The organism is Mesorhizobium sp. A556 (assembly GCF_054489545.1).
This window is the reverse complement of sequence record NZ_JBTMXA010000025.1, coordinates 1-20,916: the sequence shown is the minus strand read 5'-3', so window position 1 is coordinate 20,916 and position 20,916 is coordinate 1. Positions and strand designations below refer to the sequence as shown.

Here is a 20,916-nt window from a genome sequence, read left to right as displayed (position 1 = left end):
CCCGAACGGGCTCGACGAGGGTCGACGGCAGTCACGATGCTGTGGTGGTGATCGCAGTAGACGCGATCCGGCGAAGTTGGCCCAGCACAAAAACGGTAACCGCCGGGTACTGATGGGTCTTCGCTCACCGGGAAGCGGCACTGATAGACGCCTAGCTGAATGAGGGGGACGTCTCTCGCAGTCAGTCTGATATTTTCAGGCATGATGGTTTTCAGGTTCCTAGTTCATAAGCCGATGCCGGCTGACGGCCGCAGCGCGACCGCGCCGAAGCGAACTTCTCTCGTTTTGAATGGCTATGGATCATTATATGGTGTTGGTCGCAGCTCAATGAAGCCCGAGGCCCTGCTATACGAAGCCAATAGTTTGCGACTTAAGGCCACACCTGCGCGAGTAAGAACGTAGAGAAGTTCGGACAACAGGACCGATCCGGGACTGCATCTCTGAAACAGCCGCGCCCGCCACCATGGTTCACTCCACGCGTCCCTTTGCCGCCCACGCTCTTACAGCCAACAGGATTTCGCCGTCTGGACCCGTTGGGAGGCGCCGCTGCACTTCTTGTTTCAGACGGTCGCGTGCCATGTCATCGAGTGAGGTGCAATACTTCGGTGCCGAACCTGTGCCGCCCAAGAACGGTGCCCAATAATCGTCGAAGCTGTCAAACGCCGCCGGAATATCGATTGCACGGACCTCGACGTCATGCAGACCAAACCGCGTTAGGATTTCCATCAGTGGTTTCGGTCGGCAGATTGGCGCCTTTACCCCATCATCGTATTCGGCCGCCTTTGGATCGAGAGCGGTGGCAACATCAAAAAACGTGCGCATTACTTGCATGTGCCCGGCATAGTCCCAGACGTACAGGGCGACGGTGCCGCCCGGTCGGACGGTGCGCGCCATCTCCCGGATCGCTGCATTCTTGTCGGGAAGGAAGTTGAGCACCAGGCCTGACACCGCCATGTCGAAACTGTCGTCGGGTTCCGTGATCGCCTGCGCGTCGGCCTGCTTGAATGACACCCGCGGATTCGAAGCGATGGCGGCGGCCGAGCGCAAAAATAGATCCGAACTGTCGATGCCCAGAACCTCGGAAGGCTCACACGTGCCGAGAATGGTTGAGGTCAGGACGCCTGTTCCACAACCAATGTCGATCCATCGTACCCCAGGGGCGGCATCAATCCACCTTATGAAGACAGGAGCAACCCTGCGGCTCCACCGCCCCATGTACCGCTCGTAAGCGTCACTTGCGCCCCAGAGATTCGGATCGTGTGTAGGCATGGAGGGCCTCCTGCAGATTCTGTTGCTCAATCTGCAGCTGGCAGAATATCACTCCTGGCAAGCCGATCCAAACGATCCAGATGACAGTGGCGCAAATCACCTCCAACAAGTTTGGTTCGTGGGCAATCATTCGGACGTTGGCGGTAGCTACCCAGAGAATGATTCCAGACTTCTGATACGTCGTTGAAGTGGATTCTCGATGCGGCGCAAGCCGCTGGGCTTCTTTGTGATGCGGATTGACTAAATGTCTTCCAGACGCGGCTGGTGCACAGCATTATTTGCGCCTCGGAAGTGTATTCCTATTTATGGAGCCATTCGTGGGGATGATGAAGCCGGTTGCGGTACCTTATCAGTCCGTGTTGGACGGGTTCTCCTTATCGAAGGTACTTCAGTACAACATCATGAAGCCTTATCGTCCTGGAGGATTGCGGGTAGCACGAGGGGTTAAGCAATATTACGAACCCGTCCCTCCTCAAGATGGTAGCGAAGTTGTAATGCGGGCAGGAAAGTCGGTGCGAAGCGAGTTCTGAAAGGCACGAAGCGGCTGCAGAGATGTCATGGGCGACCCAGCGAAAATCGATGACTGAGAAAGCATCGGGTTGTAAAATCATTTTACGAATCCGATGCTGGACGTCAGCTTAATCCAACCTTCGCGAATGGATGCCGGCTAGGAAGCGGCAAAGAATTTCCACCCCGATGTGTCATTGCCCGCGTTCGCCGGTCGTCTGCTTTGCGCCCAAGATCGGTCGTACAGAATTGCATTTCGGCTTCCCAAAAGCAGAAGTGTTTGCCGATAGCCCCAGCATTCGATCCCCAGGGAGTGGTAATCAAAACTGCGCAACCCGGGCAAGATTCGTCGGTTGGTCGGCACTGGTATTCCGTTTACGCAGCGACCTATACGAACCGCGAAGCGTTATTTTCCCTGCAAATTGAGTTCATCGGTACCGCAGGAGCAACGAAGTGACTCAAGCTTCGCCCCGCGTTCCGGCCTTACCCCATACATCTCCTCGCAGTTGATGCAGGTAAACGATGCGAGCATGGTCCTAAACGATGCGACCACTGGGCTAAAATCCTGCTTCTGCAAGTTGTCCCACTCATTGAACTGTGTTGTTCGCCGGAGCGGCTCGCCCCGCCTTCCCATGGCCATGCAATATGTGCCTTGGCCTCCATCCGGCCAGTAGCCAACACGATTTCCTGTATTCCTGCGACCAAAAGCCAGACCGTTGCCCTGTCACGTGAACCACCATTCTCGGCATCAACCACATGACCGCCGATCTCGGATGCACCTGACGACCGCCAAGTACCTGATCGAAAGGAACCTAGGTGGAGGGTGTTCGTTAGCGAAGGATGTGCCGCCCGAGATGTCGGCGCGGATTATCCGAAATTCAGGAGAATTGGAATGAAGGCTCTTACAGCACTTGCGGTTGCCGCGGGGATTTCGACGCTCGCGTGGAGCGGTGCATGGGCAGCGGATCACGAGGTCCGCATGCTGAACAAAGGGCCTGAAGGGCAGCCGATGCAGTTCGATCCCGCGTTCCTGAAGGTCGCGCCTGGCGACACGGTGACCTTCGTGGCGACCGACAAGGGGCACAATTCCGAGTCGATCCTCGGGATGATTCCAGAAGGTGCGGAGCCGTGGAAGGGGAAAATGAACGAGGAGATCAAGCTCACCTTCAGCGTCGAAGGTGTCTATGGCGTCAAGTGCACGCCGCACTTCGGCATGGGAATGGTCGGCCTCATCCAGGTCGGCGAAAGCACCGTGAATCTGGACGCGGCCCAGACGGCGAAACTGCCCGGCAAAGCCAAGTCCCGAATGGCTGAATTGATTGCTCAGGTTGGCGGAGCGGAAAGCGGCGCGGCAGCCCCCGCAGATTAGCGTTTAGAATCCGGCACGGCCTTCTGCGGTGGCGCCGGAGGTGTTGGCACAACCACAGGGGTAGTGAAATGTCGAAAGAGAAAAGCTTGGCGAGCGCCGAAGTGGTCGTCGCGGAAGAACATTCCATAAGCAGGCGCGGCCTGCTGGTCGGCTCCGTCGGGGCGACTATCGGCGGCCTGATTACAGCCGAAGCGCTGGCTCAGTCTGGCGGTACGCAGCCGGCCGCGCACGCAGGTCATTCAGGCGTGCAGGTGGCGGAGCATAGAAGTTATCCGGGAAGCCTGAGCAACCGGATCTACTCGGTGAATCCGATCCATCCGGAAATGGCGGATATCGCGGAAAACCCTACCAACATTCCGCCCCCGATCACGCGGCGCGAACCTGCAACTGTCCGGGTCGACCTCGAGACGAAAGAGATCGAAGCTCACCTCGACGAAAAAGCCATGTTTCGCTTCTGGACGTTCAACGGCACCGTGCCTGGCCCTTTCGTGCGGGTGCGGGTGGGCGACATGGTCGAGGTCCATCTGAAGAACAACGCCGAGAGCTGGATGATGCACAACGTGGACTTCCATGCTTGCACAGGCCCGGGCGGCGGTGCGGGCGCGACAACGGCCGCTCCAGGAGAGGAGCGCTCCTTCACCTTCAAGGCGCTCAATCCCGGCATCTATGTCTATCACTGCGCGGTTCCCCCGGTCGCCCTCCACATCGCCAATGGCATGTATGGCCTCATCCTCGTCGAACCGGAGGATGGACTGCCGCCAGTTGATCGCGAGTTCTACGTCATGCAGGGTGAGATCTATACCGAGGAGCCGTTCGGCAGCAGCGGGCTCCTGACGGAGAGCTATGACAAGCTGCTCAACGAGCGGCCGGAGTATTTCGTCTTCAACGGCCATGTCGGGGCCTTGACCGATCACTATCCCATGAAAGCGCAGGTGGGCGAGACCGTTCGAATCTATTTCGGCGTCGGTGGCCCTAACTATACCTCCGGCTTTCACGTGATCGGCGAGATTTTCGACAAGGCCTACCAGCTGGGGTCGGTGACCAGCCCTCCCATCACGAATGTACAGAGCATCATAGTCCCTCCAGGGTCGGCGAATATCGTCGAGTTTAAGTGCGAGGTGCCTGGCCGCTACGTTCTCGTCGACCACGCCCTGTCGCGGGCTGAACGTGGGCTTGCCGGGTATCTCATCGTAGAGGGACCTGAGAACCTGGAAATCTTCAACGCGCCTCCGAACGAAAACGACAGCGGGCACTGAGGGTCTCCCACCACAGTGGTGGATCGTCAGCCGATGCGGTCTGTAGGGTGGCGACCATCTTGCCTCCCGTCTAGAGGTCGGGCATCCGATCGTAGAACTCCACCTGCATCCTCATGGGACCCAGCGGCTCGACGAGATGCGGCTCGTCAGGGCGAATGAGACCTGGGCGGCCCGGTTCGAGGATCGTCTCCGATGAGGGGTCGAGCACCTGGTAGCGAAGCTTCCCGTCGAGCACCCTGATGACCCCCCATACGCCCGCCTTGGTACGATGTTCACGGCGGAGTCCGGCGGGCAGCGTGTTCTCATCGAAGACCGGGGTGTGCTTGTAAGGCGTCGCCGACAGCGGAGGCTCCCGGAACTGGTCGGCGCGCTGGACGAGATCGACCATATGGGCCGCCGCCTGGACCGTCAGGGAGTGTTGGGTAAAACCAGGTCTTGGAGAAATGTAGGTTGCCATTTCGTGGGCGAGGTCCAGTTGCCGATCGGATGCGCCTGCGAGCAACGCGATTACCAGGTTCTCCAGCGCGATGACCCGGACGCGAAGCTGCACCAGTTCGGCGTTGGTCAACTCGGGATTTCGGGTTCCGTTTCGCTGGGCGCGGCTCCCTTCTGTGGCCCGCCAAGCCCGGCGCCACCTTCGTTGTCCCATCTCGAAAGAGCCATCTGACGCTGTTGTGACTGTTCAGGGGCATCCGAATTCTTGTCAGGCATGAGGAACCTCCTGAGGCTCGGAAGGGAGGGAAGCGGGTTCGTATCGAGGCCTGATCCACAAACCCAGGACAAACCAGGCCAGCGTCAGCGCCCCGACACTGAAGATGATGTCGCCGGGAACGCGTATCCACACCAGGAAATCGATGATCGGCTTCTGCATGAACTCAGCCGAGCGGGCGTACCAGTAGCCGTGATCGATCGCCGCCAGCAGTTGCAGGGTTCCGATCGGCAGCAGGGTCATCATGCCCATCAGGGCCAGGCCGATGTTGAACGACCAGAAGCTGGTCTTGAGCAAGCGCTCGCTCCAGACGAGGTCAGGCTTGAGGCCGCGCAGGCAGAACAGCACGAGCCCGATGCCGAGCATGCCATACACGCCGAAGAGAGCGGTGTGGGCGTGCAGCGGCGTCAGGTTGAGACCCTGCATGTAATATAGCGACAGCGGTGGATTGATCAGGAAGCCGAGCAGCCCCGCGCCGACGATGTTCCAGAAGGCGACCGCAAGAAAAAACATGACGGGCCAGCGATAGCGGGACATCCATGGTGTCGCGTGGCCTTGCCTGTATCTCTCGTAGGCCTCGAAACCGATATATGCCAATGGCACCACTTCCAGCGCGGAGAAGCTGGCGCCGAGCACGATCACCGCCGTTGGAGTGCCACTGAAATACAGATGGTGCAGGGTTCCGAGCACGCCCCCTGCAAGGAACACGATGGTGGCGAACAGGACCGCAACGGTCGCGAGCTTGGCTGGCAACAGACCCAGGCGGGTGAAGAGGATGGCGAGCACCGCGGTGGCGAAGACCTCGAAGAAGCCCTCAACCCATAGATGCACCATCCACCAACGCCAATACTCGACTTCGGAGAGGTGGCTGTGTTCGCCCCATACCAGTGCAGCGGCGTAAAACAGGCCAATCGCTACGGTCGACAGGAACAGCAAGGCAACGAGTGACCGCGACTCCGTATCGGCTCGCAGCGCAGGCCACAGAGCACGGCCGACCAGCACCAGCCACAGCATCAAACCGATAAAGAAGAACCACTGCCAGAAGCGGCCGATATCCGCGTATTCCCAACCCTGGTGACCGAACCAGAAATTGTACTCCAGCCCGAGCATATGCATCACCGCGAACCATTGCCCGGTGAAGGCGCCGACGATGATGATTACCAGGCAGGTGAAAAGGACGTTCACGCCGAGCCGCTGGTATTTCGGCTCGTGCCCTGAAATCGCCGGACCCATGTAAAGGCCCGTCGCCAGCCATGCGGTCGCGATCCAGAGAACCGCCAACTGGGTGTGCCAGGTCCGGGTGAGTGAATAGGGAAGCACTTCCGAGAGGTTCAGGCCGTAGAAGACCTGGCCCTCGACCTGGTAGTGGGCGGTGATCGTGCCCAGAAGGATCTGCAGGAGAAACATCCCGAGCAGGACCCAGAAGTATTTCGCCGCAGCCTTCATCGAAGGCGTGATCTCGACCAGTGACATCGGGTCTGTGGCAGGCAGTTCATGCGGTTCCCGGTGACGCCCTTCTGTGACGGCATGATGCCAGCCGAGAAGTGCGATGCCCGCGAGCAGCAGGATGACGCTGAACGCCGACCACAGGAATAGGCTGGCCGGAGGCTTATTGCCGACCAGCGGCTCGCTCGGCCAGTTGTTGGTATAGGTGATGTCGCTTCCAGGGCGCTCGGTAACGGTCGCCCATGCCGTCCACCAGAAGAATGCCGTGAGCGCGCGCCGATACTCGGCATCCGGCACGGTGTCGTTTTTCATCGCATAGGCTTCACGCAGCTCGGCCGTGGCCCGATCATTGCCGAACAGACTTTGATAGTGAGCCGCCACGCTGGCGATGACGACGGCGCGGTCGCCATCGAGCGTGATCGTTTCGCTGGCGGGATCATAAGTGTTGTCACGGATTCTCGTCTGGAGACGAGCCTGGAACGTAGCCTGCTGTAATTCCGGCAAATCCGCGTAACTGGCGACTCCGGCCTCTTGACGCGCCCAAACATCGAGCACGCCGATGGCTTCCCGGTGCAGCCAGTCGGCGCTCCAGTCGGGCGCGACATAGGCGCCGTGTCCCCAGATTGATCCGAGCTGCATTCCGCCCATGGACTGCCAGACCTGGCGGCCCAGTTCGATATCGGCGCGGGTGTAGATCACTTCGCCGTCGGTCGAAACCACCTGCTCCGGCATGGGTGGCGATGCCCGGTATATTTCGCCGCCTGTCCACAGAAGGGTAGCGAAGGACGCGATGAGAAGGATCGCCAGATAGATCCAAAGTTTCCTGGTGCTGTTCATGATTGCCTATGGCTTGACTGCCGGAGCGACTGTCGACTGCCGCCCAAGCTGGGCTGGATGTTCGATCCGCGGTTCTCCATGAAAACTATACAAACGTCATGACGACGATGGCGCCGACGACGATCAGCACCAGCCCGGCGACAAGCATCGGCAACAAGGTGCTTGCTCCCTCGTTCCCTGCCTTCTCATCCGCCGCGTTTTCTTCGTCGTTGTTCTCGGCGCCTGCCATGTTTCGGCTCCTCATTTGAGGTCGCGGCCGCCCGTCCGGCCATCTAACGAGATCGTCTGGCCTGCGGGAAGTCAGCCCGGACCACATGCATGAGAACGATATAGGGTTTCGTGCTCTCGCGCCAACGCGTCGAGACTTCCGGAAAACACGTCAGTCCGGGAACGCATACATGGTTCTCCCGTTGGTGTCCGTTGCCATCAATCCAAAAAGGCCCGGGACCTCTTCTCCACGACGGGCCAAGGCGGTTTCCACTGATCATCGAAACATCTGACGAACTTCCCAGCGTCACCGTCCTGAAGCGCTTTCCGGTTCCCAGGAATTTTGGGGTGTCGCCTGAATCGCGCATTGTGCGCGGCAAGGCTTGGCAAGCCCCGGTAGGGGCCGCACGGGTGAAGACATTCGAAGTCTACCGATACGATCCCGACACGGAGGGGAATCCTCGTCTCGATACGTTTGAAGTCGACCTCGACGATTGCGGTCCGATGGTTCTGGATGCCCTCGTCTGGATCAAGAACAAGGTCGACCCGACGCTCGCCTTCCGCCGCTCGTGCCGCGAAGGTGTCTGCGGTTCCTGCGCCATGAACATGGACGGCACGAACTGGCTCGCCTGCACGAGGTTCATTTCCGACACGAGCAGCCCGGCCACAATTTACCCGCTGGCCAACATGTCGATCATCAAGGATCTGGTTCCCGACCAGACCCATCTTTTCGCCCAGTACGAGATGATCGAACCCTGGCTTCATACCACGACGCCTGAACCCGAGAAGGAACGGCTCCAATCGCCGGACGACCGCGAGAAGCTCGATGGCTACTACGAATGCATCTTGTGTTTCTGCTGCACGTCGGGCTGTCCGAGCCATTGGTGGAACGGTGACCGCTTCCTCGGACCCGCCGCGCTTCTCCAAGCGTACCGCTGGCTGATCGACAGCCGCGACGAGGCGACAGGAAGCCGATTGGACGAACTCGAAGATCCGTTCAGGCTCTACCGGTGCCATACCATCCTCAACTGTACCCGGACCTGTCCGAAGGGACTCAATCCGGGGAAGGCTATCGCGGAAATCAAGAAGATGATCGTGGAACGGAGAAGTTGAGGTGAGAGAGGAAATACCGACTTCGAAGCGGGTCCGCCCCCTTTCGCCCAACATCCAGATCTACAGGCCACAGCTCACGTCCGTACTGTCGATCAACCGGATAACTGGCGTGGTCACGAGCGTCTTCGCCGTGCTCCTTGTCGTCTGGCTGACTGCCGCGGCCGCGGGGCCGCAAGCCTATTCGCGCCTCCATCCATTGATCGGCTCGTGGTTCGGGCAAGCCATGCTGATGGCTTTCACGCTCGCCTTCTTCGTCCATCTATGCGGGGGCATCAGGCATCTCCTGTGGGACGCCGGGTACGGGTTCGAGCTTCGCACCATCTATGCCTCCGGCTGGGCCGTGGTCTTTGCAAGCGTTGTGCTCACCGCGATCACGTGGATCGCCCGCGGATTCCTGGCAGGATGAAACCGATAAACCTGCGTTCACCGATCGCCCGCGCTCGCGGGCTAGGCTCGGCCAAGGAAGGTGTCGGGCACTGGTGGGCGGAGCGCGTGACGGCGGTCGCGCTAGTTCCGTTGACTATATGGTTCGCCGCCTCGGTCATGGCAGGCGCAGGCAGCGACCACGCCTCCGTCATCGAATGGCTCGGATCGCCAGTGCCCTCGGTTTGCATGGTGCTGCTGCTGATCACGCTTTTCTACCACATGGCGCTCGGCCTGCAGGTGGTGATCGAGGACTACGTTCATTCGGGAGCAAAGATCGCGTTGCTGGTCGCCATGCGCCTGGGGTGCTTCGTCCTCGCGATAGCCGGGATCGTCGCCACGCTTCGCATCGCTGTGAATGGCTGACAACGACGTGGAATACGCAGCGGGAAGCCGCGCGAGAGGAGTAAAGAATGTTTGTAGAGAAGATGGTGACCACCGCACGCGGCAGGCTCGTCACGATTTCATACGATGCTTCGCTGCTCGAGGCGGCGAGACTTCTTGGCACTTCGAACACCGATCTCGTCGTCGTCTGCGGTTCCGGCGGACAGTTGTCGGGTGTCATCACCAAGACCGACGTGGTCCGCCAAATCAGCCGCTGCCAGGGGTCGAGCTGCACGGCCGCGGTTTCCGCCATAATGACCGACGATGTCGTTTTCTGCCGACCGACCGATCAGGTTTCCGACATCTGGGCGATCATGAAGGAACGCCGCTTGAAGAACATTCCCGTCACGGATGCGGCATCCGTCCCGATCGGCCTGCTCAATGCGCGGGACGCGCTCGAGGTGCTCCTGACGGAAGTCGAGCAGGAGGAAACGCTGCTGCGCGATTACGTCATGTGCGTCGGATACCGTTGATATTGCCCTCATGGTGTCCGAAGCACTGCCGGCGGACAGCCCACTCGACCGGCTCGCCCTGTTCCACGGCAACGAGGCTTCGCCCGGCTGAGACGATGCGGGCCTTGATCGAGGTCGCCGACATCTTCCGCTTCGCCGAACCCGCCTGGCGCTCCTGCCGGGCCGGACATCTAGGCCTGGCCGAACTGAAGGTCATGTCGGCGATCGAGCACTGTCGAACCGCAGCCCTTGGCGGCCATGTCGAGGGCTGCGACGAATGTGGTCACCCGGCACCTGTCCGCGTTGTCCGTGCTGGGGCGGACACATGAGCATCGTCGGCATCTTCCTGCGCTGGCCACAGCCGCGCGGACCGCCACGGCGCCCGAAACTCTTCAGCATTGCCGACAGTCTGGTTTATGACGCATTTTCAAGAAAGCTGACGTAGAATGCAGATCCCAGCAGGTGCGAAATTGCTCACGTATGCCGGCTCTGGCCTCTGTGTTTGCGCTACTCAACGGCACGTGGGCGCCTGTAAAGCCGAACAGGTTTGCCGGGTACACGTGAGATGATGCCCTTGGCCTCGAGATCAAGTTGGACGGCCTTCAGCCACCATCCCGCTGTCTTACCCTGCGGGAACAGGTTGTCCGGGAGGCGCGAAAGCAATGCCCCCTTGGCTTCGGCCACAGTCAGTCCCACCACCTCGTCGGGCAGTACGGCCAGAAGCGCATCGCGCATCGCTGTGTATTTGGCTCGATCGACGCGTTCCGTGCGACCGGGAGTCGTGATGCTCTCGATCTCGATCTTGTCGTCAGGCATCGATCTTTCCCGTCACTTCGAGCTTGGGATTGCGGAAGCCCATTCCGATCCACGCACCCAGCAGCTTCATGTAGAAGGACAGGGTGTGGGATTTGAGGTTCGGAATGTCACCGGGCAGACCGGACGCATCAGGCAGGTCTCCGGCCATTGTTCGCATATCGGCTTTCGGCCGTGCTTCGTCCGACCACAAGTGCAGATAGACGCTCAGCCAGTGAGCCCCTCTTAGTTCCATGAAGACAGGTGTGTTGCAGCAGATTGCGACGACGCGGCGCGTGCCGGCGTCTGCCGACAGCCGGAACTCCTTCAGATGCTCCGTCCCCGCAAGTATCCGGATGCGGTCCTTGCGATATTCGGCACACGGCGTCGCTGCACAAGAGGTCAGAATGTTCCGCGCGCCGGGCAGCGCCGCGAGCCGGGCGGCCGCCGCCCGGCAACTGTCGCACAGACACTCCGACACGAGGATCGGCTCGCCGTGCAATTCGAGGCGGGTCTGTCCGCATGTGCAACCGATATGCGTAATTTTGCTCATGCCACGTTATCTTCCGCTATGTGGAACAGGTGCCGGATATATCGGTCGAGATGGTCGAGGCTTTCCCGCGCCAGCTCGGGATCGCTCCCTGCTTTCGCAAGCACGAATCCCCCTTGGATAACGGTCTGCGTATGCCGTGCGAGACTTGCAGCCGTCCAGTCGTCGGTGGCACCGTGCTCGCGCCGCGACAGCTCAATATCGGCCTCCAGCGTCGCCGCATGGCCGAAAATGCTGCGACCACAGGCCTCGCGAATGTCGGGAGAGCTTGTATAGACTTCCTGTGCCATCGTCCCGACGAGGCAGGTGAACTCGGTCGGGTCGCCGGTGATGATCGCCTTGCGGAACGCGACATAGGCGAGCACGCGCTCCAGTGGATCGGACGACTGGTGGTAGGGCGCGGCGGCGAAGAAGGCCGATGTCGTCTCGGCCCAGAACTCGGCCGCCGCCACGCCCAAAGCTTCCTTGCTGCCGAAATTGTGAAAGAACGCGCCCTTAGTGACGGCGGCCATGCGGCAGAGATCATCGACGCTGGTCGATGCGAATCCTTTTGCACGAATGACGTCCCTTGCTGCTTCAAGGAGCCGAGTTCGCGCATCGCCGCGCTCTGGGGCATGTTTGGTTGGTCTGGGCATGATATATACATACCGTACGGTCGGTATTTTTCCAACTGCCAAACTCGACCGTCACGGAGGCATGAAAGTTCAGCTTTGTAGCTGGTCGCTCAGAGCCTTGAACGGCCGAAATGGCTCGGTAGCGGTCACGCTCGCCGCTTCCCGACAAATGGCAGCTATCTCGCCGTGGATGACGAAAAGCTGCCTGTCTGGAATCGGCCCCGTTCCGGTCAGAAGCGGCCCTGCCGCTTCGCGCCCAATCTCTGCCGTAGAGACCAGCTTGGCCGCTTCCTGAAAGCGGACATCGCCGTAGGCAACGTCAGGTGAGCCCGCCAACCCCGATATTCGGGATCGTCGTCGATATCGAGCACACCATCACTCGCCGATGCGAAGTGCCTCAACTGTTGGACCGATACCTTCGGCCAAAACCCAACACCCGATACGGTGCCTCGATAACATGAAGCAAAGACGGGTGGCGTCGGGGTGGAAGCCATTGCATCAGCCCTGCCCGACAAGGAATGAGAGCCACGGGTAGTGAAGCCGCAGTCACGTAACGCAGTGAGCCTCCGACTCGCTTCTGCTAGCTTACAATTGGTTCGGTGGCGGCTTCTTCCAGGCCAGCTGCCGCTTGGGCGGCAAGACCGCGGGCCGCTGCTTGCGAATCTTGAAATTCCTCGAGCGCATGGACCCTGCCCCACCGCAGGGTGAACACGTGGATCCCACGGTTGACGTACGAAGCGCCGTTCAGCAGCGTTGCGGCGCTGTCCCACTCGACAAACACGGTGGTATGCCACGGCCAGCCCTTAACCCAGACGTGGTTGATCGTGAGCTGGAGAGTGGGCAGGACGCGGCCGAGGCGCTCAAACCAGCGGCGCATGGCTTCTTTGCTGCGGCGCTCACCGCCAAGCGCGTGGGCGCCGGAAACGCGGTGATGGACATGCGGCGCGACTGCTTTCACCGCCGCATCCCAGCGATGGTTGTTGACGTGCTGGAAGGTCTTTCGGATTTCTTTCTCCACAATGTAACTGTATAGCATTTGACCTCTCCTCCAAACTTGTTCGATGCGTAATCGTGGGCGCCGTGTGGCGCTCCCGTTCGGTGATCTTTGGCGACGCTTACCGCCGCGTGGACGCGCGGACGGCGGCGAGCACGCAGACTGCGGCCCGCACGTCGGGTCAGTCCATTGTCGCATCGGCCCGCAGCTGCGTGTCGGTCTCGGTCGACACCGTCACCGCCTCGCCGGACCTTGAGAACGCGTAGAGCGAATCTTGGTGTCCCGGCATGGAAAAGGCCACGGAGTCGCCGTCGGCGAGGCCCATAACGACGCGCAGCGGATCGCCCCCGGTCTTCGGCGCGAAGGTGGCGGTGACCTCCAGCCGGTCGCCGTCGACCGGGACGTAGTAGACCACCATGTCGAGGCGTCCCTCGTGCAGGCTGCCACCTTCGATCGGGTGTCCGATGGTGGCTTCCTCGGCAAAAGCCGGGTTCGCAAGAAACAGCGCGGCCAGAAGTGATGCGCTCAGGGTTTTACGGGTCATTTCATATCTCCATTTTTAGATTGCGTTCGCCCTCTATATAAGGTATAGATTACGAATGCAATCTAAAAAATGAGGAGATTGGCAATGCGCGTAAGTCGCACTCAGGCTGCGGAAAACCGCGAAATCGTGATCAACGTGGCAAGCCGGCTTTTTAGGGAGCGCGGCTTTGACGGCATCGGCCTTAAGGATCTGATGAAGGGTGCCGGGCTGACCCAAGGCGCCTTTTACAAGCAGTTTGCATCGAAGGAGGACCTGGTGGCGCAAGCGTCCAGGCGGGCGATGGAGAGCGCCACCAAACGTTGGTCGGCCGCGACTGCGGCAAAACATGAGGATCCGCTCGGCGCGGTGATCGCGTTCTATCTCAGCATGGACCATCGCGCAGAAAAGATGGACGGCTGCCCGATCGTGGCGCTCGGATCGGATGCCGCCAGGCAGGGCACGGACGTGAAAGCGTCGTTCGAAGCCGGGATCAAGGAGCATCTCCAGATCCTCAGCCGTTTCATTGCCGAGACCAAAGGGGAGGAGTCCGACGGCAAGGCCATGGCCATTCTCTCAACGATGGTCGGTGCGCTGATGTTATCGCGCGTCGTCAACGATCCTGACCTCGCGCAGGCCTTTCTGGATGCGGCGACCGATCAGGTTCGCGAGGCAGACGGCGCTTGAACGGCGTGGACAGCGCCGGCGGCGCACCCAATTGATAGGAAAATAGATGCGACGGATTGTTGTTACCGGCATGGGAGCGGTCACGCCACTCGCGGCGGGTGTCGAGACATCCTGGTCGCGTCTTCTGGCCGGTCGTTCAGGCATCCGCAGGCTTCCGGACGATGTGGTGGGAGATCTGCCGGCGAAGGTCGGCGGGGTGGTGCCTTCCAAAGAAGAAGATCCGGACGCGGGTTTCGATCCGGATGCCGTCCTGCCGCCGAAGGATCAGCGCAAGGTAGATCGGTTCATTCTCTTTGCGCTGTCGGCGGCAGACGAGGCGCTTGCGCAGGCAAAATGGAAGCCTGGCTCGCAAACGGATAGCCTGCGCACGGCCACGATCATCGCTTCAGGGATAGGCGGGTTCCCCGCCATAACTGAGGCGGTGCGCACTGTCGACCAGCGCGGTGTGCGTCGCCTGTCGCCGTTTACGATACCGTCCTTCCTGGTGAACCTCGCGGCAGGCCACATCTCAATCCGCCATGGCTTCAAAGGCCCGCTTGGCGCGCCGGTGACGGCGTGCGCGGCCGGCATCCAGGCGATCGGCGATGCGGCTCGTCTTATCCGCGCCAACGAAGCCGACATCGCTGTGTGCGGTGGCACGGAAGCATGCATGAACATCGTCAGTCTCGGTGGTTTTGCCGCGGCACGCTCTCTTTCTAGCTCCTTTAGTCACCGTCCTGATGAGGCTTCCCGACCGTTCGACAAGTCGCGGGACGGCTTCGTCATGGGCGAAGGAGCAGGTATCCTGATCATCGAGGAGTTAAGCCATGCGCTTGCGCGCGGTGCGAAACCGCTCGCCGAGCTGGTCGGCTACGGAACAACGGCGGATGCTCACCATGTCACCTCCGGTCCGGAGGACGGCGACGGGGCGCGCCGAGCCATGCAGATTGCGATCGCCCAGGCAGGAATTTCACCGCGCGAAGTACGTCATCTCAATGCGCATGCGACCTCCACGCCGGTCGGCGATCTGGGTGAGATCGAAGCGATCAAGAGCGTATTCGGACGCGATTTCGAGATAGCTGTTAGCGCAACGAAATCGGCGACCGGACACCTGCTCGGAGCCGCCGGCGGGCTTGGAGCCATCTTCGCAATTCTGGCGCTCAGGGATCAGGTGGCGCCGCCAACCCTCAATTTGAGCGCTCCCGATCCGGCTGGCGACGGGATCGACTTCGTCGCAAACCACGCCCGGCCATTGGAGATGAACTACGCGATCTGCAATGGCTTCGGCTTCGGCGGAGTCAACGCAAGCGCGCTATTCCGGCGCTGGACGGACGAACGGACCGGCGTGAGCATCGAAGGCGCTCATGATTGACGCCTTTCGCTCCGACCTTTCCGGTATCTTAGATTGAAGCCGAAAGCCGTCGGTTCGCAGTCGGCCCCATGGCTGCCGGGTAGGGACTCGCCCCAAGCTCGCCGTTGCGAAAATCTTCGCCGCATCTCAAAAGCGGACGTCGTCGCGACGACGCTGAAGCTCGCCGGGCCATCCCTAACCCGAAGAGGCTCATCATGGGCTGGGTGTCCGTCGTCGGAGGCATCCTTGTTCCGATCTGGCGTCGGAGCGTCTGCCGGGTTAGTAATCGTAGCCCACGAATTCCATCACCAGGGAGGTCCGCATGCCTGTTGCAATCCGATTTACCGAGACCGGTGGTCCCGATGTACTGCACGCCACTGAAGTAGATGCCGTCGCGCCGGGACCGAATGAAGTTGTCATCGAACACGACGCCATCGGTGTGAACTACCTCGACATCACGCAGCGAAATGGCGCGGTGAAGATACCTCTGCCGTCCGGTCTCGGGCTTGAGGCTGCCGGAGTTGTCAGCGCGGTCGGTGTGGGTGTGACGGATTTCAAGGTCGGAGATCGGGTCGCCTATATCCTGGGACCTGTAGGAGCCTATTCTGAGAGCCGCACCATTTCCGCGGATCGGGTCGTCCCGCTGCCTGATGGGGTTTCTTTCGAAAGCGCCGCGACCGTCCTTTTCAAGGGCATAACGGCGCAGTACCTCCTGAAATCAACCTACGCGGTCGGCCAGGGAACGGTCGTGTTGCTCTACGGCGTCGGCGGAGCGGTCGGCCAGATCATGGCACCCTGGGCGAAGCATCTTGGGGCGACGGTGATTGGTGTCGTTTCGAAGATGTCCAGCGTGGACCGGGCACGTGCACTTGGGTGCGACGAGGTCCTGGTCTGGGGGGAAGGTGATCTAGCGGAGAAGGTCGCGGCATTCACCAACGGACAGAAGGCCGATGTTGTCTATGACGGCATCGGCAAGCTCACTTTTGAAGCCTCCATCAACAGTCTGCGCCCGCGCGGGCTTATGGTATCCTTCGGGGCCTCAACCGGTGCACCTCCGCCCGTCGAAGTTGGCACGCTGAACGCCAAGGGGTCCCTCTATCTCACCCGACCAGGGCTTGCAGCACACGCGACTGACGTGAACGAATACAGGAAGCGAGCCGCAGACGTCCTCGGTGCAGCTTTGAACGGCGTGTTCTCGACCACGTTCTCAAAGATGTTCCCCCTCAGTGAGGCAGCCGCCGCCCATGAAGCCATCGAAAGCGGCCAATCCAATGGGCCGGTGACACTTAGACCGTAACCGCGCGGAGCGGCTACGCTTCGCGCCCAACCCTGTTAAGTTATCATGGCCGATTGTGGCGCGAAGCCGTCATCACCTACACCGATAAAATGTCCGCTTTCGGTGAGATGCCAGGGCCGCCGTTTCGAGCGATATGGGGTCGGCTGCCGAACTGCAGCTTTCCTCAGAGCAATACCTGATACCAGACAGTCAGGTAGCGGCCCCATATCCGCGACGGGAAATCATTTCCCACGTGGAAGCATCTGGGGCGACGTCTAGGTCACCTATTGGGTGGACGGCGGTCAGTCTGCTTCAAGGATAATCACTACGCGGACATTTTTAGTTTTTTTCCGTGGAGCCAACGCAAGCCCAACGTTCTCAGGAGTTCGGTTTAACCACCAGATGATCCCAGAGTGCCGTTACGCCTTCTGGGATCTATTAGGACTGCGATACCCTAGCTGCAATGATAGCTCGACGCCGCGTTGACTGGGCCACTACCGACATGCGTGATCTTCAGCGGGTATACGCACAGCGGCAAGGAAACGCTCAAATCGGATGACCGCACTTCGATCGCTTGCGGTGCTTCTCCGTTCTCGACCCAGTTCTGCATTGCCGTGAACATTTCGTCGCGACCGGAGGCTGGCTGCGGGACTGGCACGGTGGGTTGGCCTTCCTGACGCCCGCTGTGAGTGAAGCCTGGAACGAGATAAAAGCGATAGAACTCTTGCACAGCATCCGAGCCGCCCATTTGGCCCATTACACGTTCGTAATAGTTGATCGCACCCTGTGCCGGGATGTATTCATCCGCGAGGCCCTGATACATCACCATCTTTCCGCCGGCAGCGGCGAAGGCCGTGAGATCGGGGTTGTCGGTGTCGATGTTGCTGAATTCCGCCTGCAGCGCCACGCCTTTGGCCTGAGCGTAGGCTAGACCGGCATAATCCAAGGATTGCCGCCAGCCGTTCTCGCCCTTTCCGGTCGCATTGACCAAGAAGTCGCTGCCAAACTTGGGGGTCTGCATTTCCAAGGCTGTTTGATCGGCGGCCAGGATCACGCCTGGGGCGCCACCGGCAGGTGTCGTGGCCAAGTCGGTGCCGCGGGTCCAGCCGAACCAGATCCGATTTTCGTCGGCCAGCATATTGGCGCCACCGTTATCCTCGGCAGGCGATGGTGCTGCGCCATCGGCGGTCTGTCCATACCAGATCTTGTTGATGACCTGGGCTTCCGCGACGGTCAGGCAGGAATCAGTCGTATTGGTGCCGGTCTCACCATTGCCAGCCTGCCCTTGGCAGAGGATTGCCGCGTCTTGGGTGGCATCGTATTCGCAGGATAGCGGGTCGATCAGAAAGCCAAGCTCCGCACCGCCGCATGCAGAAATGGCAGCGTTCGTTGCTGCGATGAGTTTGTTCGGTGTGATGAGGTAGCCAAGGTCTTGTTGCATCGCGATCTGCGCGTAGAGACCTGCAGTGTGGTACTTGGTCCAGTTGATGGCAGGAGACCCAACCAAGATGCCGTCGAAGTCGTCCGCAAACGCCTGCGCCAGCTTCAAGCCCTGCCGGCCGCCCGTCGAGAAACCATCCCAGTAGGCATAGCTATGCTCGCGGCCATAATAGAGCTTGGTCTTTTCGGCCACTTCGTGCAAGCTCCGTTCGGAAAAGTCTTTCCAGGCGACAGTGTTGATGCTGCCGTCCGGGTTCATTGCGAAGGACGGGTCAATTGGCGATCCGACATGGCCGTGGTCCGACGTGGCAACAACGAAGCCTTTTGTAGCGGCAGCGACTTGGATGTCATCGCTGGCAACCACATCTAAGCTGGCCTGTGGTGTACCGGCCCAGCCGCTATTGCCATAGGCACGGATACGCTCATTCCAGGCGTCATGAGCCGGCAGCAGCACTTCGATGCCGATTCCTGCTGACGTGGAAGGCGCATCCTCTGGGCCCGGATTGCCAGGGCCGACGAGGAGCTTGACGAGACAGAGGTCCACGCCGCCGACGGGTGCGCTAGCGCTCCCGGTGCCTTCGACTGCAGTCGCTGCCGCAGCATCGGCACCATCACCCAGGATCAAGGGCTCGCCCTGTTCAAAATGGCGAACGAGCAACACCTTGGTGTCGGTGACACTGGCCAAAGCGTCCTCTATCCCACCATCGCAGGACAAAGCGCCCGAGGATGTCTTTTGTTGAGCCTGTGCGGGAATAGGCGACATCGCCGTCAGCATGCTGATAGCGGCAAGCGCCAGGCCTACGCCCGCGTCGATTTCAGCCTCGTGGCTGACAGCCAAGGTTGGGCTGGCACCGTCGAGAATAAGGCCGCCGTCAGCGTCGGCGATCCGTTTCACGCCCTCGGACCGTTCTGCGGCCTTTCGGAAAAGCTGCCGGAATGCGGCATCCTGCCAATCGGAAAGGATGCTGATTCCCCAGCGTCCGACTCGACTTAGCGTCGGCCATGTCGACGAGGTGTGGGAGACGTTGATCGACACCAACGGGGGTTCCAGTGAAACCGAGGTAAACGAATTGGCGCTTCATGGCGGTGTATGGGCCGAGTTATCGCTGCCAATGGGATCGCGGTGCCGGGCATTAACGAGCATCCGCTATTCTAGTGCACTAGAGAAATATGGAAGTTAACGCGTTTGGGATTGGTCACCCGCACTATCTGCGGGTGACCAAGAACTCGTCAGGCGGAGAGCGAGCGGTTTGTGGCAACAGCCCCAGACCGCGTGAAGTCTGCGTCAGGCTTGGAGAAAACGTCCATGATCGCATCGCGGTTTTTGGGAGCGCGCTCCCTGTCGGCAGCCGCGAGGGCGGCCTTGAGATCTTCGGCAGTCAGTTCTGTGCAATATGCCGGGGTGCCCGGCTGCAGCCGCCAGGACTCCTCCAACGACCCGGCGTCCACCGTGTCGAAACCTGTGGCGCTGACCAGATCAGATACGAGATTCTTGGCGGAAGAATCGTCGCCAGAGATGGGGATGGCGATACGGTCTGGCGTTCCCGCTTCCGAACCAGCTTCGGCGAGGGTCTGCGCCAGCAGCGCGTTCCAAGCCTTGACCAGCGGGCGGCCGATTTGCTCGCTCGCCCAAACGGTTTCCGGTTTGCCGTTTTCTACGTCAGCGATCGCGTTGTCCCGCGCAGGGTAGTAGTTTGAGGTATCGATTACGACGGCGTTAGCGGGCGCGCTGGCAAGCAGTGGTGCAAGATCGGGATTCTTGGCGAACGGAACCGAGAGAATAATTACCTCGGCATCCTGCACTGCTGTCTCTTTCTCCACGGCCTGGATGCCGGTGCCGTTGACCGTGTCGGCAAGGCTTACGGGGCCGCGTGAGTTGGCCAGTTTCACGGTGTGACCGGCGGCGTCGAGCTTCTTTGCAACTAGCGAGCCGATGTTGCCGGCGCCAATGATTCCGATTTTCATGTTCAATCCTTTGGTTAGCTTTTCGCTGGGTGCGCGAAACTATGGAGGGTGTCGCGGAGCGCGATCACCTCTTCCTCGGTCATTCGGCAGGCACTTTTGATCTTGTTGGAGATGCTCCAGACCTCATTTTTGATGCCGTGCCCGGCCGGAGTGAGGTCGATCCGGACGCGACGCTCATCCTCGGGGTCGCGCATACGCGTCACCATCCCGCAACTCTCCAGGCGCTTGAGCAATGGCGTGATCGTGCCGGTGTCGATTCCGAGAACGTTTCCCAGATCACCGACCGTTCGAGGCGCGTGGGTATAGAGCTCAAGCATCACGAGATACTGCGGAAAGGTTAGTCCGAGCGGCTCGAGGAACGGTTTGTGCATGCGAGCCATCCGGCCCGCCGCCCCGTAAACGGCGAACGAAATCTGTGTCCTGACCTGATGAGAGGCACTGTTTGGTTCAGACATGGTACACCTTCTGACCCGTTAATGATTAGCTGATAGACTAGTATCTAGCGCACTAGATAATGGCGATGGTGGATCATTTCAACACCCGCCTAAGCATTTTCTGCGACGGCAACTTTCGGGAATGTTCAATCTGTCTGCGAACGACCGCCATGGGGTCGGTTGCCGAATGGCAGCTATCCGCCCACTTGGCTCCGGTAGCGGACCGACGGCAAACGGCCGGTGGGTTCAACCGATCGTCGCAACACCTTTAATCTGAGAAGATGAGGAGGTGTCGCATGGTCACGTCACGGGTGTGGTTTACCGCAGAACAGAAGGTCGAGC

The 20,916-nt window shown here is 60.2% G+C and carries 23 protein-coding genes and 2 pseudogenes; 11 read left to right on the top strand and 14 right to left on the bottom strand.

All coding sequences use genetic code 11. The features are described 5' to 3' along the window. On the bottom strand, positions 1-203 hold a 203-nt coding region (locus tag ACX3P0_RS24145; protein WP_459092601.1), incomplete at its 3' end, for a GcrA family cell cycle regulator. A 265-nt stretch (positions 204-468) separates the two neighbouring features. Further along, positions 469-1,269 (bottom strand): class I SAM-dependent methyltransferase, encoded by an 801-nt coding sequence (locus tag ACX3P0_RS24140; protein WP_459092599.1) that lies wholly within the window; start codon positions 1,267-1,269, stop codon positions 469-471. Here ACX3P0_RS24140 and ACX3P0_RS24135 point away from each other — a divergent pair. The 3 genes from ACX3P0_RS24135 to nirK all read left to right on the top strand — a co-directional run bounded on the left by ACX3P0_RS24135 (position 1,268) and on the right by nirK (position 4,401). Next, positions 1,268-1,456: a phospholipase effector Tle1 domain-containing protein gene (locus ACX3P0_RS24135; protein ID WP_459092597.1), complete on the top strand. Its 189-nt coding sequence runs from the start codon at positions 1,268-1,270 to the stop codon at positions 1,454-1,456. The two genes, ACX3P0_RS24140 and ACX3P0_RS24135, sit on opposite strands and share 2 nt — an antisense overlap. A 1,212-nt stretch (positions 1,457-2,668) precedes the next feature. Then, a complete protein-coding gene (locus ACX3P0_RS24130) occupies positions 2,669-3,145 on the top strand; it encodes a pseudoazurin (protein WP_459092595.1) in 477 nt (158 codons plus the stop codon). 68 nt (positions 3,146-3,213) lie between these two features. Continuing rightward, positions 3,214-4,401: a copper-containing nitrite reductase gene (gene nirK, locus ACX3P0_RS24125; protein ID WP_459092593.1), complete on the top strand. Its 1,188-nt coding sequence runs from the start codon at positions 3,214-3,216 to the stop codon at positions 4,399-4,401. Positions 4,402-4,471: 70 nt separating this feature from the next. Here nirK and ACX3P0_RS24120 read toward each other — a convergent pair whose 3' ends face one another. The 3 genes from ACX3P0_RS24120 to ACX3P0_RS24110 form a co-directional block, all read right to left on the bottom strand. Continuing rightward, complete coding sequence (locus ACX3P0_RS24120) at positions 4,472-4,969, bottom strand: DUF1971 domain-containing protein (protein WP_459092591.1); 498 nt, start codon at positions 4,967-4,969, stop codon at positions 4,472-4,474. 135 nt (positions 4,970-5,104) lie between these two features. Next, positions 5,105-7,393: a nitric-oxide reductase large subunit gene (locus ACX3P0_RS24115; RefSeq protein ID WP_459092589.1), complete on the bottom strand. Its 2,289-nt coding sequence runs from the start codon at positions 7,391-7,393 to the stop codon at positions 5,105-5,107. An 85-nt stretch (positions 7,394-7,478) separates the two neighbouring features. Next, complete coding sequence (locus ACX3P0_RS24110) at positions 7,479-7,622, bottom strand: hypothetical protein (protein ID WP_459092587.1); 144 nt, start codon at positions 7,620-7,622, stop codon at positions 7,479-7,481. 326 nt (positions 7,623-7,948) lie between these two features. Between ACX3P0_RS24110 and ACX3P0_RS24105 the strand changes: the two genes are divergently transcribed. From ACX3P0_RS24105 to ACX3P0_RS24085, 5 genes and pseudogenes are all read left to right on the top strand, one after another. Then, entirely contained in the window at positions 7,949-8,713 is a 765-nt protein-coding gene (locus ACX3P0_RS24105) for a succinate dehydrogenase iron-sulfur subunit (protein WP_459092585.1), read from the top strand. A 1-nt stretch (position 8,714) separates the two neighbouring features. Next, positions 8,715-9,119 (top strand): succinate dehydrogenase, cytochrome b556 subunit, encoded by a 405-nt coding sequence (sdhC, locus tag ACX3P0_RS24100; RefSeq protein WP_459092583.1) that lies wholly within the window; start codon positions 8,715-8,717, stop codon positions 9,117-9,119. After that, on the top strand, positions 9,116-9,502 hold the full coding sequence (sdhD, locus tag ACX3P0_RS24095) for a succinate dehydrogenase, hydrophobic membrane anchor protein (protein WP_459092581.1): 387 nt from the start codon (positions 9,116-9,118) through the stop codon (positions 9,500-9,502). The genes sdhC and sdhD overlap by 4 nt, the downstream gene beginning before the upstream one ends. Positions 9,503-9,549: 47 nt before the next feature. After that, positions 9,550-9,993: a CBS domain-containing protein gene (locus ACX3P0_RS24090; protein ID WP_459092579.1), complete on the top strand. Its 444-nt coding sequence runs from the start codon at positions 9,550-9,552 to the stop codon at positions 9,991-9,993. Between the two features lie 95 nt (positions 9,994-10,088). Continuing rightward, a pseudogene (locus tag ACX3P0_RS24085) lies at positions 10,089-10,259 on the top strand (transposase zinc-binding domain-containing protein); the annotation flags it as partial. A gap of 220 nt (positions 10,260-10,479) precedes the next feature. On the opposite strand, the gene ACX3P0_RS24080 reads toward ACX3P0_RS24085, so the two are convergent. The 5 genes from ACX3P0_RS24080 to ACX3P0_RS24060 form a co-directional block, all read right to left on the bottom strand. Then, the gene (locus ACX3P0_RS24080; protein ID WP_459092577.1) at positions 10,480-10,788 is read right to left on the bottom strand and encodes a DUF6958 family protein; all 309 of its coding nucleotides are present in this window, start codon (positions 10,786-10,788) and stop codon (positions 10,480-10,482) included. After that, positions 10,781-11,317 carry a GFA family protein gene (locus tag ACX3P0_RS24075; RefSeq protein WP_459092575.1) on the bottom strand — a complete coding sequence of 179 codons (537 nt, stop codon included), beginning with the start codon at positions 11,315-11,317 and terminating at the stop codon, positions 10,781-10,783. The genes ACX3P0_RS24080 and ACX3P0_RS24075 overlap by 8 nt, the downstream gene beginning before the upstream one ends. Then, positions 11,314-11,949 (bottom strand): TetR/AcrR family transcriptional regulator, encoded by a 636-nt coding sequence (locus ACX3P0_RS24070; RefSeq protein ID WP_459092573.1) that lies wholly within the window; start codon positions 11,947-11,949, stop codon positions 11,314-11,316. Before ACX3P0_RS24070 ends, ACX3P0_RS24075 begins: the two co-directional genes overlap by 4 nt. A 559-nt stretch (positions 11,950-12,508) precedes the next feature. Continuing rightward, the gene (locus ACX3P0_RS24065; RefSeq protein WP_459092571.1) at positions 12,509-12,964 is read right to left on the bottom strand and encodes a nuclear transport factor 2 family protein; all 456 of its coding nucleotides are present in this window, start codon (positions 12,962-12,964) and stop codon (positions 12,509-12,511) included. Positions 12,965-13,103: 139 nt separating this feature from the next. Next, entirely contained in the window at positions 13,104-13,466 is a 363-nt protein-coding gene (locus ACX3P0_RS24060) for a hypothetical protein (RefSeq protein WP_459092569.1), read from the bottom strand. Between the two features lie 84 nt (positions 13,467-13,550). On the opposite strand from ACX3P0_RS24060, the gene ACX3P0_RS24055 reads away from it, so the two are divergent. The 3 genes from ACX3P0_RS24055 (at position 13,551) to ACX3P0_RS24045 (ending at position 16,756) form a co-directional block, all read left to right on the top strand. Continuing rightward, positions 13,551-14,129 carry a TetR/AcrR family transcriptional regulator gene (locus tag ACX3P0_RS24055; RefSeq protein WP_459092567.1) on the top strand — a complete coding sequence of 193 codons (579 nt, stop codon included), beginning with the start codon at positions 13,551-13,553 and terminating at the stop codon, positions 14,127-14,129. 46 nt (positions 14,130-14,175) lie between these two features. Continuing rightward, complete coding sequence (gene fabF, locus ACX3P0_RS24050; RefSeq protein ID WP_459092565.1) at positions 14,176-15,480, top strand: beta-ketoacyl-ACP synthase II; 1,305 nt, start codon at positions 14,176-14,178, stop codon at positions 15,478-15,480. Between the two features lie 301 nt (positions 15,481-15,781). After that, a complete protein-coding gene (locus ACX3P0_RS24045; protein WP_459092563.1) occupies positions 15,782-16,756 on the top strand; it encodes a quinone oxidoreductase family protein in 975 nt (324 codons plus the stop codon). A 433-nt stretch (positions 16,757-17,189) separates the two neighbouring features. Here the strand turns inward: ACX3P0_RS24045 and ACX3P0_RS24040 are convergent, their stop codons facing one another. The 4 genes and pseudogenes from ACX3P0_RS24040 to ACX3P0_RS24025 all read right to left on the bottom strand — a co-directional run bounded on the left by ACX3P0_RS24040 (position 17,190) and on the right by ACX3P0_RS24025 (position 20,595). Next, positions 17,190-18,938 (bottom strand): tannase/feruloyl esterase family alpha/beta hydrolase, encoded by a 1,749-nt coding sequence (locus ACX3P0_RS24040; RefSeq protein WP_459092603.1) that lies wholly within the window; start codon positions 18,936-18,938, stop codon positions 17,190-17,192. Positions 18,939-19,034: 96 nt separating this feature from the next. Further along, positions 19,035-19,238, bottom strand: a pseudogene (locus tag ACX3P0_RS24035) (flavin reductase family protein); the annotation flags it as partial. A gap of 167 nt (positions 19,239-19,405) precedes the next feature. Further along, on the bottom strand, positions 19,406-20,140 hold the full coding sequence (locus tag ACX3P0_RS24030; RefSeq protein ID WP_459092562.1) for an NADPH-dependent F420 reductase: 735 nt from the start codon (positions 20,138-20,140) through the stop codon (positions 19,406-19,408). 14 nt (positions 20,141-20,154) lie between these two features. Beyond that, the gene (locus tag ACX3P0_RS24025) at positions 20,155-20,595 is read right to left on the bottom strand and encodes a MarR family winged helix-turn-helix transcriptional regulator (RefSeq protein WP_459092560.1); all 441 of its coding nucleotides are present in this window, start codon (positions 20,593-20,595) and stop codon (positions 20,155-20,157) included. Between the last annotated feature and the right edge of the window lie 321 nt (positions 20,596-20,916).